A 12067-nucleotide genomic window follows, 5' to 3' on the forward strand; every position below is an offset into this window, starting at 1 on the left:
TAATTAAATTATTTTCAATTGCTATATTGACGGCGATTGTTCTGAATGGATGTACGGTAGCAAATCTTGTTGTTGACCCTTATGCAACCCTAAAGTTTGATGTTAGTAATAAAGTTAATCCTGATTTAAATGGACGAGCATCACCCGTTGTTGTGAAAATTTATGAGTTACAGTCAAAAACAATTTTTGAAAGCCAAGATTTTTTCATGATATATGATGAAGCCGATAAAATTTTCGGTCCTGATTTAGTCTCGAAAGATACACTATCTTTATCGCCAGGCGAAGAGATTTCTTACGATATAAAAATGGCACCAGGTAGCAAATATGTTGGTGTGGTTGTTGCCTATCGAGATTTAGAAAATGCCAAATGGCGTGAAATAATTGAAATCGATCATAAAGGCTATAATACCTACAAGCTTATTATAGATAAGTTATCAATACATGTAGAGAAGCCTTAATTAATTTATGAGAACTGAACCCAGGTAATTTATGTTGGGTTTGTCGTTAACTTGCTGACTTGTATATTATTACACTGTATTGATTGTTTTAATCTTTTGCGTAATTGTTTTTATTGAATAAGGTTATTTATGAGTAACTGGGAACGTGTTGCTTGGTGTGAAGGGATGTTTTTAAGGCCGCAGCACTTTCAACAACAAGAGCGCTATATATTAAATGAAAGTTCAACATTTGCGAGTCACTTAGCAACTTACCCTTGGGGAGTTATTGAGCTATTGCTTGATGAAGCTTTATTAAAGCAGAGTACGTTCGCTTTAAAAAAAGCGAATGTCGTTATGCCTGATAGTCGTGTTTTATTATCACCTCTGCGCGATCAGTTACCTGAGTCGCTCACCATCGATAAAAACACAAAAGATCGTACTGTTGTTATTGCCGTACCTATGGAGCAAGCAAACAGCACCACTATTTCAAGCATGGGTGATAACCAAGTCACTCGCTATCATTTTAAAGATCAAACAATTGTTGATACAAGCGGAAATTTAGGGGAAGAGGTCCTTCAATTAGCGTCATTGGCTATCGAATTAAAACTCGATAGCGAGCGCTTAACAGGCTATTACACATTACCGATAGCCCGTATTGTTGAAGTGACGGATGAAGGCAATATCATTTTAGATCAGCACTTCATTCCACCGACGCTAAATGCGCAGCTAAACCCAAATATTCATGGCTTACTTTCTAGCCTCGTTGGCAAAATAAAATTACGGGCTGATACGTTAGCTGGGCGTTTAAATCACTCACAAGGTAATGCAACCTCGATTGCAGACTTTTTGATGTTGCAGACACTAAACCGTTACGAACCGGTATTAAAGCATTATTCAACAATCGAAGGTACGCACCCAGAGACAATCTGTCAGTTACTTTATGGTATGGCAGGGGAGCTAGCAACTTATGCTAGTAGCCGGAAGCGCCCTTCTGAACTGCCTATGTATACGCATAACGGGTTAACCGAAGTTTTTAGCAAACTCGCAGATGTACTTAATCAATGCTTAAGTACTGTTCTTGAACAAACAGCGATTCAGATCCCGATTGAAACGACAAAATTTGGCATTCATATCGCTTCCGTAGCGGATAAGAAGCTGTTGGCGAAAAGCCAATTTGTTTTGGCTGTTAAAGCGGATATTGAGCCTGAAGAGTTGCGTAAACGCTTCCCTGCACAGGTGAAAATTGGCCCTGTTGAACATATCCGTGATTTGGTTAATAACCAACTGCAAGGGATTTCTGTTGATGCGCTACCTGTGGCACCACGACAAATTCCATACCATTCAGGTTTCCATTATTTTCAATTAGATAAAAGTAATGACTACTGGGCGCGTTTGGATGCCAGTGGTGGTATCGCAATCCACTTGTCAGGTAATTACCCATCGTTAAGTTTGCAGTGCTGGTCAGTTAGTCAATAAATCATTGAGTAGGTAATGGAATATGTCCGATCAAACCGTTTTGAAACCTCAGCCTGGCAAGCGTAAGAGTCATGCGCCGCAGAGTAAGCCTGAAATGGTTAATGAGGCCGATTTAAATCAAACGGTACTTGTGATGCAAGCAAATAAAAGCGCGAATACGCGTCGCTTGCCTTCTTTGGGGGAAAATCCATTGGTTGATCAAGCGAGCGGTATTTTGTCATTGATTGGCCAAATTCGATCAACACATGATCACAGTGATGTGACTTTTCTGCGTCAAACATGTATCGAAAAGGTGCGTGAATATGAAAATCAATTACGAGGGTTAGCCGTCGCGAGTGACGATATTGAAGCAGCCCGTTATTGCTTGTGCTCTTTTTTAGATGAAACCGTATTGAATACTCCTTGGGGGGAGCAGTCGGTATGGCGTTCAGAAAGTTTACTGTCGGTATTTCATGCTGAAACATGGGGTGGAGATTACTTTTACTCTTTACTCGACAAGGCGTTATTGCAACCCCATCAGTTTTATCAAAGACTCGAGCTACAACACCTTTGTTTAGCATTAGGGTTTACAGGAAAGCTACGAATTGCTGAACGTGGTGAAGAAAAACTGCAAGTATATCGCTCGCAGGTGTCAGAAGCTTTGACCCAAGTAAAAGGCAAACAACAACAATTACTATCGCCAGAATGGCAAGCGAATGTACTGGGTGGAAGCGAAACGCATAGTGGGATCCCATTATGGGTGACTGGGTCTTTTTTTGGATTGTTGATGCTCTCTATGTATATGGGGTTTAACTACCATATAAATGCTTATTCTAACCCCGCATTTCAGTCATTGAGTAGCTTAGTTCCCACACATATTGATGAATCTGAGGTGCAATACTATCAAGATCCAGCCGCGCTGAAGTTACAACAGCTGTTGCAATCGGAAGTTGAACGAGCGCTACTCGAGTTTGAAAAACACCCCGATCGTATTCGCCTTATTATTAAATCCAGTGAATTGTTTGCCTCTGGAAGCAATGAGATCCAAGCATCTGTTATGCCAGTGCTATCTAAAGTTGCCCATGCACTCGAATCTACAACAGGTCGAATTATGATTGTTGGTCATACTGATGACCGCCCGATCTTTACCAGTAAATACCCCTCTAATTGGCATCTATCGCTCGCGCGTGCAACGTCTGTTGCCAATGTGCTAGCAATGGGCACTGAACTTCGTGGGCGCTTGTGGCCTGAAGGTCAAGGTGATGCAAATCCACGCCAGCCTAATACTAGCGACAAAAATCGAGCGAGTAACCGCCGAGTCGAAATCGACCTCTTATATCAACAACGCAGGGCTGAAAAATAATGATGTTTATTAAGCGGATGTTTAGTGCATTGATTGATATTTTCCGTAAAAAGTGGGTCATTACTTTACTCGGACTCGTGGCGTTATCTTTGTTAATTTGGTTTGGAGGCCCGCTGGTTGCTATTGCGGGATCGGAGCCGTTAACAAGTCCCGTTTCTCGTTTAGTTGTGCTGCTTGTATTTGCGATGTTGTGGGGTTTTTACAATATTGTTCATCAAGCCAAAAGTAAAAAACAAAATGAGCAGACAGTAAAAACGCTGTTGGATGGCGATGACACAAATCCTGCTGACGAAGCGTCGCAACAAGAGATAGAAACGCTGCGCTCACGTATCGTTCAGGCACTCGATGTCATGAGTAAAACCTCAGGTAAACGAGGCCGTGGTGCTTATCAACTGCCGTGGTACATCTTAATTGGTCCTCCAGGCACGGGTAAAACGACGGCATTACAAAATTCAGGATTGGAATTCCCGCTTCAAGAAAGCCTTGGTAATGATCCGCTAGCTGGCATTGGAGGGACACGTTACTGTGATTGGTGGTTTACGAATAAAGCCGTGTTGATTGATACCGCAGGTCGATACACCACGCAAGATAGCAATACAGATCAAGATTCTCGTGCTTGGTTCGGTTTTTTAGGCTTACTGAAAAAGCACCGTACTCGTCGCCCTATTAATGGAGCGATTATCACGGTGAGCCTTGCGAATTTACTCACCCAAACGCGAACTGAACGCAATTTGCATGCACGTGCAATCAAGCAACGCATTCTTGAGCTAAAAAATCAGTTAGGAATGCAATTTCCTGTCTACGTGATTTTAACCAAGGCTGACTTGATTGCTGGGTTTAATGAGTTCTTTGCCGACCTTACGGCTGAAGAAAGAGAGCAAATTTGGGGCGTCACCTTTCCTGAGTCTGCCCCTAATTCTGAAAAAGGTGTTGTGGGGCTGTTTAATAAAGAATTTCACCATTTATTGACGCACTTACTTGAGAAGATGAACTCACGTCTTGCGGCTGAGCGTGACATAGATAAACGAACTCTTATTTATGAATTTCCTAAGCAACTGCGACTACTGCAAGCCGCCGCGGATGACTTTTTAAAAGAAATTTTTGCAGCTAATGCTTTTGAAGAGCCTCCTTTACTGCGTGGTGTATTTATCGCAAGTGCAACGCAAGAAGGTGTACCGATTGATCGGGTAATGAAAGAAACATCAGGTGGACTTGGCCTGAGCCAAGTACCTCTGCGCCAAGCTGGAGGAGAGGCGAAAGGCTTCTTTATTAAACGCTTGTTTGAAGATGTCATCATCAAAGAGCAGTTCTTGGGTACGGTCAATCGTGTCCATCAAAAGCAAAACCGGTGGCTACATCGCGCTGTCGTTGGTGTTAGCTGTACCGCCGTTGCTGTTATGGGCGGTATTTGGACTCAAAGTTATCAATGGAATAAATCACTGGTGGATAACTCACTGACTGCGATAGAGCGCTATCAGGCTATTGTTGGCGATGGACTAAACGCTGATTTAGATGTGGTGAGTTTGATTGATGCACTTAATGAGCTAAAGCACCTACCCGCAGGTTTCGAGCAGTACATGCTTGATGACGAAAGCGTTAAGCATTTTGGTCTCTATCAAGGTGAAAAGTTAGGTCAGCCTGCCCTTACTGCGTATCACCAAGCGTTACAAGGTGTTTTTGCTCAATTCCTGACTGCAGGGATTGAAAAAGAAATGCGTGACAACGTGCAGTATCGCGAATACTTGTACGAGACATTGAAGACTTATCTGATGCTGTTTCAACCTCAGCATTATGATGTAACGCAAGTCACAAGCTGGCTTGAAGCGTACTTTGATCGTGCTTATCCCGGTGAAATTAACGAGTCGTTACGTGCTGCGTTATTGGTTCATAGTAATAACCTCCAGCAGGCCGGTGTATTAAGTATTGCTATAAATGATGATGCGGTTAGCAGTGCACGTAACGTACTGACTGCGATGCCTTTGTCTGAGCGTGCATATCAGCGTTTAAAACTGGAATATATCGATAGTCATGTGCCTTCATTTCGTTTGACGGATGTCTTTGGGTCCCAAAGCCTCACCATCTTTGAACGTAAAAGTGGTAAGCCGTTAAGCATGGGAGTGCCAGGGCTTTATACGTACAACGGATTCCATGGCGTTTTCCAGCTTGAAAGTAACCGAATGGTGAAACGTTTAATGGAGGACAGTTGGGTTTATGGTGATGAACTAGTCCTTCAGGAAGGCAATATAGATCATGTTGTTAAAGACGTTAGGTTTAAGTACTACCGTGATTACATTTATGAATGGACGCAATTGCTGAATGATCTCCAGTTGAAATCATATCAATCCGCAGAACGCGGTTTGTCTCAAGCTAAAATTCTAGCTGGTCCTGAAAGGCCCGTTGAGGCCTTGATCCTTGCAGCGCAAAAACAGTTACGCCTTACAAAAATTCAGGTAAGTGAAGAAGCTGAGGCCGCAGGGAAAATAGCCTCCAGTGTTGCCAATGCCGCATTACATAATCAGAAGCAACGGCTTAAACGTTATTTACCCTCAGATCTTGGAAAGACTGAAATTTCGTTGCCAGGTAAAGAAGTGGAAGATGCGTTTGGGGAGCTACTCAGTGTATCAGAAACTCAGCTAGAGGCAGTTCATGAGTCTTTTGTGCACTTAAATAACTACCTTGCAGAGCTAACCAGCTCTGGCAATAACGAGCGCATCGCCTATAAGAGCCTATTAGGTGAGAGTAATAACAAAACGGTTGGCGCTGCGATGAAAACCGTCAAAGCGAACCTGCCTTATCCTTTTTCTAGTTGGTTAGGCAATATTTCTTCACAAACGTCCAAGCTCGCGAAAAAGGGATCTCAACTGCACGTGAACGATATTTGGCAGTCAACGGTATTCAAAGAGTATCAAACTCTGATAGAGGGGAAGTATCCGTTTAATCCTAAGTCATCACAAGATTTACCTCTTAAAGATTTTGAGCGTTTCTTTGGCTATAACGGCACATTAGATAGCTTCTTTAATCAGTATTTAGCGCCATTTGTTGATAAATCTAAGCATCAATGGCGGTTTGATAAATCGATTGGGTTAAATGAAGAAAGCCTACAGGTTTTCGCGCAAGCAGAGATAATTCGTAAAGCCTTTTTTGATGTAGGAAGCCAAAAAACCAAAGTCAGTTTTGGTATCAAGCCTATCTATTTAGATCAGCATATCAGTCATTTTAAACTTGAAGTGGGTAGACAAGCAGTAACGTATCAACATGGACCTACTCGCGCTAAAACTTTGTACTGGCCGGGTGTTGGTCAGACTCGTGTTGTCTTTACGCCACCACAAACAGGGCATGTTGTGACTGAGTCTTATGGAGGAAGTTGGGGTCTATTCCGTTTATTGGATAAGTCACTAAAAGCGCGACCAAAATCCCGTAAAGACAATATTTTGATGGTGGATCTAAAAGGGAATAAAGCACAGCTAGAGCTTATTCCAAATAGTGCGATTAACCCATTTTGGTCTCGTGATATGGAGCGTTTTGCATGTCCAGCCACACTTTAAAACCAGGTTTTGGGTATTTTGGGAAAGTACCTCAGCGTGGTGATTTTATTCAATCTCAGCTCTCAACGGGTTTCTCTAATGGTTGGAGTGAATGGTTACAAGCTGTAATGGCGGTTAGCCGAGAGCAATTAGAAGAATCATGGCTTGATTATTATATGACTGGGCCGATTTGGCACTTTGCTTTTTCTGCCAATGTCTGCGGCGAACAAGCCATGATAGGGAGCCTGATGCCCAGTGTTGATAACGTTGGCCGACAATTTTATTTCTCATTAGCGGCACCCATAGAGCAAGCGCCAATCGATTTTATGCTAAATCGAAAATGGAGCATCAAGGCCGAAGAACACATCCTACAAGTCCTTAACGATGAAGTGGATTTGGCCGCATGGGTGGAAGCGACTCAACAAGCTTGTTGGCATCACGATGTGACTCCATCTGCAGAGCCATTACGCATTCTAGTTGAGAGTAATCGCCATACCATTGCGGCAGAGCCCATGAGTGCAAGCCAGTTACTCCATCATAGCTATCAACAGCGATTTGGCCGTTATTGCGTATGGTGGACGAATGGTTCTGAACATGTTCCTGAATGCAGTGTTATTTCAAATGGGTTGCCTTTAGTTAGTCAGTTTTCAGCTTTATTAGATGGGCGATGGGAAGAGTGGGGATGGTAATGCAGGAAGCAAAATGGAATTACTTTTCATTCACACAATCACATCCAGGGAAAGTACGTGCCTATAACGAAGATGCTTGCTTAGCCATGCTGAATGAAGGTGTGTGGGTGGTTGCAGATGGCATGGGAGGGCACTCAGCGGGTGACATTGCGAGCCGTATGTTGGTGGATATTATAGAGCAAAAAGTATCAAGCATTGGACTGCCATTTTTAACCGTAGAGCATTTACATGAAGCATTAATCGATGCCAATACACGTATTTATCAATTTGGTTATCACGATCTAGCAAAATCCATTATGGGTACAACGGCTGTTGTATTGTTTATTAAAGAACAGCAATTTCACTGCTTGTGGGTCGGTGATAGTCGGCTGTATTTGTATCGAGAAGGACAATTGCGGCAACAATCTCGGGATCATAGCCAAGTGATGGAAATGGTAGAGAAAGGTCTATTGAATGAACGTGAGGCGGAACAACATCCAATGGCGAATGTGATCACTCGAGCAGTTGGTGTTGACGAAAATATCAATATCGATCATTTATCTGGCCCGCTACAAAATGGCGATCAGTTTCTGTTGTGTTCCGATGGGCTAACTAAAGAACTTGCTGATTATGAAATGGCGACATGCTTTAAAGCCACTAATGTAAACGAAGTTGGTCTGGCTTTGATTCATTCTGCGTTAGTTCGAGGGGCTTCGGATAATGTCACTTGTGCGGTAGTGAAAGCGGCCGAACATGCGATGGCGGAACCTACCCCTGACTCAAATTATAGTGATGCCACCGTGCCTCTTTTCAATCATCAACGCATGACTTTACAAGGTGAATGATGTCGATATTTCCTTTTGAAGAATCTGCACAAATAGATATAGCTGCACTCACAACGGCCATCACACCAGAGCAGCCTTGCGGTGAGGATCCAAGACATGACACTTCACCATTATCAGTCTATTACCAGCTAAAGAATATTCGAAATAATGCTCGTACATTGGAGCGTAATGCGCTGATTGATGGGGATCCGTTGCTGAGTTTTGCAAACCAATGGCAGCCGCTGATTGATCAAGTCCCAGATCTTTTATTGAATGAAACCAAAGATCTAGAATTTACAGCATGGTACATCGAAGCGCTGATCCGTACCTACGGTTATGCAGGGTTAAACCACGGATTTATTGTTGCCACTCAGCTTATTGAGCAGTTTTGGGATGGTTTGTATCCATGGCCTGATGAAGATGGTTTAGAAACACGGGTTGCACCTTTGATTGGATTAAACGGGGTAGAAGGAGAAGGCACCTTAATTATGCCTATTTCTTGCATTCCAATTACCGAGTTCGACGGTGATCAAGCTTATGTGCTTTGGGAGTATGAACAAGCATGTGAAGTTGATCGTCTGGAGACGGAGAAAAAGCGTCATCGTATCGATCAAGGGGCAATTGAACTGAGTCGCTTTGAATCAGCGGTGAATCAGTCTAGTGGAAGCTTTTATGTAGATTTAGTGCGTGATATTGAAAATTGTATTTCATCTTATCAGCAACTTGTGACTGTGATGGATCAAGCATCAGGTCTCTCATTACCAACTTCACATATTTCAAAGCGACTACAAGCAGCTTTAGATGCTGTTAACCATATTGCCGCAGATAAGCTGCGACAAATGAATGAAGCTATGCCATCAGAAAAATCAGAGGAAGAACCTATATCCGAGATCGATGAGCAAGCGGAAAAGCATGAAAACCTCGCTGAGCAACAATTACGTACTCGACAAGACGCCATCTTACAACTGAAAACCATTTCAGACTTTTTTAGGAAAACAGAACCACATTCACCGATGTCGTATGCCATCGATCAGGTTGTGAGGTGGAGTGATCTCGCTTTACCCGATTTGCTTGCTGAGTTGATCGATGATGGCTCTGCACGACAAGGTTATTTCAGGTTAGTTGGCATTTCTTCTGAAAATGACACCTCATCTTAACATTATGACACCAGCTAGAGAGAAGGGAGATAAATATGGGAAGTATCCACGGGAAGCTGTCTCGGGTACGAAAACCACGTGTTCACATTACTTATGATGTTGAAACAGAAGGATTAACGGTCAAAAAAGAATTGGCGTTTGTTGTTGGTGTTATGGGGGATTTTGCCGGTCATAACACCGATGACGTGAAACCGCTAAAAGATCGTCGATTCATACAAATTGATCGTGATAATTTTGATGATGTCATGAAACGTATGAGCCCCGCCTTGAACTTTAAAGTGGATAATACGTTGGCAAATGATGGCACAGAGTTGGCCGTCAACCTGACATTTTCGTCAATGAAAGATTTTGAGCCTGCCGCCGTTGTTAATCAGATTGAGCCGTTGAAAAAGCTGCTTGAAACGCGCAATAAATTACGTGACTTAATGACCAAAATTGACCGCTCTGAAGATTTAGAAAATGTGTTGGAAGCGGTATTAAACAACACTGAGAATCTCAATAAATTAGCGGGTGAACTAAACCTTAATGATGGTACGGAGACATCGCCGAAACAACCAGAAGGAGAAGGGGTGTAATGAACATGCAAACTCAGGAGCTACTTGATCCTACAGTAGAAGAAACTAGTCAATCGTTTTTAGATCAGGCTCTCGTTGCGACAAAACAAACAGAAGCTTCACGTGCCGAAGAGTTATTGCGCACGCTGACAGAAGAAGCATTGAAGGGAACATTGACGTGGAATAAAAACTTAACGGTTACGTTCAATGATGCGATTCAGTTTATTGATGAAACAATTTCAAAGCAATTAGCTGTCATCATGCACCGAGCTGAATTTCAAAAATTAGAAGGGAGTTGGCGTGGACTAAATTATTTAACGATGAACTCTGATACTGGTCAAACGCTTAAAATTCGTATGTTTAATTTGAGCAAGAAGGAACTGCATAAAGATCTTAGTAAGGCGGTGGAGTTCGATCAAAGCCAGATCTTTAAGAAAGTTTATGAAGCGGAATTTGGTATTGCAGGTGGTGAACCTTATGGTGCCTTAGTTGGTGATTATGAATTTACCAACCACCCAGAGGATATTGAAGCGCTGGGGTTGATGTCTAATGTTGCGGCCGCGGGTTTCTCCCCATTTTTATCGGCAGCATCGCCTGGATTATTTGGCTTTAATGAGTGGCAAGAGTTAAGTAAGCCTCGTGATTTAGATAAAGTCTTTGAATCATTGGAATATGCACAGTGGCGTTCGTTCCGTGAAAGCCCTGATTCACGTTTTGTCACTTTAACAATGCCTCGTGTGCTTTCGCGTTTACCTTATGGTGAAGCAACTTTGCCAACAGAAGAATTTGGCTATGAAGAATTCTCGATAGATGAAGATAGCGGTTTAGCAGTCGATGTTAAGCATGAAGAATATTGTTGGATGAATGCCGCTTATTCTCTTGCGACTAAAATGACGCACGCTTTTGCTGATTCTGGCTTCTGTACCGCTATTCGCGGTGTAGAAGGTGGAGGTAAAGTAGATAACCTTCCTGCTCATACATATTTAAGTGAAGAGGGAGACCCAACTTTAAAGTGTCCGACCGAAGTAGGCATCACAGACCGTCGTGAAGCTGAATTAGGTAAGCAAGGTCTTCTTCCATTATGCCACTATAAAAATACAAACTATGCTGTTTTTTTTGGCGGGCAAACATGTCAAAAGTCGATTAAATATGATAGCCCAGATGCTTGTGCAAATGCTGATATTTCGGCTCGTTTACCGTATATCATGGCCACTTCTCGCTTTGCGCATTATTTGAAAGTGATGGCGCGCGATAAGATTGGTAGTTTTATGGAAACTGAAGATGTCGAACGTTGGCTGAATCGTTGGATTTTATCGTACGTTAATGCATCAGAAGGGGCTGGGCAAGAAAGTAGAGCTAAGTATCCATTAGCAGAAGCTAGAGTCAAAGTGCAAGAAATCCCTGGTCAACCTGGTGCTTATCATGCGGTGGCATGGCTTCGCCCTTGGCTGCAAATGGAAGAGCTGACAACATCTTTGCGGTTGGTCGCGAAGATCCCTGAAGTTGGTTGATATTATTCAAATCAACTTGAATTGGTGAATGCTTTTATTTTTAAATAAATAAGTTCCGATAACGGTTGATAAATTTAGAGCTGGTCAAGTAGCCAGCTCTAATACTTTAAAGGGTGATCATCGTTGGTTAATCCAAAGCTTTCGTTTATATCTGAAAAGTCACTGCCTTCAAATAACAATAGGAATAATAAAATACATGATTTATACGCTAAAAGTCAGCTTGTTGATGCTTTCTTAGAGACTAATGATGATGCGTTATCATTAAGGATGTGGCTTGATATAGATAGTTGCTTTAGTGATGGAGAAAGTAACAAACAATCATTAATGGCGTTGCTATTGTCAGCCATTGTCGCTATTGATAAAAAAGTATCTAAACAGTTGGATGAGATACTACATAACAAGGGGTTTAAACAACTTGAAGCAAGTTGGCGAGGATTAGAATATTTAATTGAAGAAGAGAATGAATATGATACAGAGCTAAAATGTAAAGTTAAGCTACTTCATTTGACATGGCGTGAATTAACACGAGATTGTTCGAAGGCGATTGATTTTGACCAGAGCGATTTTTTTAGAG

At 42.3% G+C, this 12067-nt stretch carries 10 protein-coding genes; all 10 read left to right on the forward strand.

The features are described from left to right. Positions 1–2 precede the first annotated feature (2 nt). Positions 3–458 (forward strand): type VI secretion system lipoprotein TssJ, encoded by a 456-nt coding sequence (gene tssJ, locus ASV53_RS18635; RefSeq protein WP_094958198.1) that lies wholly within the window; start codon positions 3–5, stop codon positions 456–458. A 129-nt stretch (positions 459–587) separates the two neighbouring features. Next, the gene (gene tssK / locus ASV53_RS18640; protein WP_094958199.1) at positions 588–1913 is read left to right on the forward strand and encodes a type VI secretion system baseplate subunit TssK; all 1326 of its coding nucleotides are present in this window, start codon (positions 588–590) and stop codon (positions 1911–1913) included. Between the two features lie 22 nt (positions 1914–1935). After that, positions 1936–3255 carry a type VI secretion system protein TssL, long form gene (tssL, locus tag ASV53_RS18645; RefSeq protein WP_094958200.1) on the forward strand — a complete coding sequence of 440 codons (1320 nt, stop codon included), beginning with the start codon at positions 1936–1938 and terminating at the stop codon, positions 3253–3255. Then, positions 3255–6800 (forward strand): type VI secretion system membrane subunit TssM, encoded by a 3546-nt coding sequence (tssM, locus tag ASV53_RS18650; protein ID WP_094958201.1) that lies wholly within the window; start codon positions 3255–3257, stop codon positions 6798–6800. The genes tssL and tssM overlap by 1 nt, the downstream gene beginning before the upstream one ends. Then, positions 6782–7468 (forward strand): type VI secretion system-associated protein TagF, encoded by a 687-nt coding sequence (tagF, locus tag ASV53_RS18655; RefSeq protein ID WP_094958202.1) that lies wholly within the window; start codon positions 6782–6784, stop codon positions 7466–7468. The genes tssM and tagF overlap by 19 nt, the downstream gene beginning before the upstream one ends. Then, entirely contained in the window at positions 7468–8292 is an 825-nt protein-coding gene (locus ASV53_RS18660; RefSeq protein WP_094958205.1) for a PP2C family protein-serine/threonine phosphatase, read from the forward strand. Before tagF ends, ASV53_RS18660 begins: the two co-directional genes overlap by 1 nt. After that, positions 8292–9428 carry a type VI secretion system protein TssA gene (tssA, locus tag ASV53_RS18665; protein WP_094958203.1) on the forward strand — a complete coding sequence of 379 codons (1137 nt, stop codon included), beginning with the start codon at positions 8292–8294 and terminating at the stop codon, positions 9426–9428. Before ASV53_RS18660 ends, tssA begins: the two co-directional genes overlap by 1 nt. A gap of 35 nt (positions 9429–9463) precedes the next feature. Next, positions 9464–10003 (forward strand): type VI secretion system contractile sheath small subunit, encoded by a 540-nt coding sequence (gene tssB / locus ASV53_RS18670; protein ID WP_062692251.1) that lies wholly within the window; start codon positions 9464–9466, stop codon positions 10001–10003. Continuing rightward, positions 10003–11493, forward strand: a complete 1491-nt coding sequence (gene tssC, locus ASV53_RS18675; protein WP_094958204.1) for a type VI secretion system contractile sheath large subunit — start codon at positions 10003–10005, stop codon at positions 11491–11493. Before tssB ends, tssC begins: the two co-directional genes overlap by 1 nt. 123 nt (positions 11494–11616) lie before the next feature. Next, positions 11617–12067: type VI secretion system contractile sheath domain-containing protein (locus ASV53_RS18680; protein WP_141226274.1), on the forward strand; the 451-nt coding region annotated here is incomplete at its 3' end.

The organism is Photobacterium sanguinicancri, from assembly GCF_002265265.1.
Taxonomy (GTDB): Bacteria; Pseudomonadota; Gammaproteobacteria; order Enterobacterales; family Vibrionaceae; genus Photobacterium; species Photobacterium sanguinicancri.

Coding starts and splice junctions, on each gene's coding strand:
- tssL (WP_094958200.1), top strand. CDS start 1,936: ATGTCCGATCAAACCGTTTTGAAACCTCAGCCTGGCAAGCGTAAGAGT.
- tagF (WP_094958202.1), top strand. CDS start 6,782: ATGTCCAGCCACACTTTAAAACCAGGTTTTGGGTATTTTGGGAAAGTA.
- tssA (WP_094958203.1), top strand. CDS start 8,292: ATGTCGATATTTCCTTTTGAAGAATCTGCACAAATAGATATAGCTGCA.
- tssM (WP_094958201.1), top strand. CDS start 3,255: ATGATGTTTATTAAGCGGATGTTTAGTGCATTGATTGATATTTTCCGT.
- tssC (WP_094958204.1), top strand. CDS start 10,003: ATGAACATGCAAACTCAGGAGCTACTTGATCCTACAGTAGAAGAAACT.
- ASV53_RS18660 (WP_094958205.1), top strand. CDS start 7,468: ATGCAGGAAGCAAAATGGAATTACTTTTCATTCACACAATCACATCCA.
- tssK (WP_094958199.1), top strand. CDS start 588: ATGAGTAACTGGGAACGTGTTGCTTGGTGTGAAGGGATGTTTTTAAGG.
- tssB (WP_062692251.1), top strand. CDS start 9,464: ATGGGAAGTATCCACGGGAAGCTGTCTCGGGTACGAAAACCACGTGTT.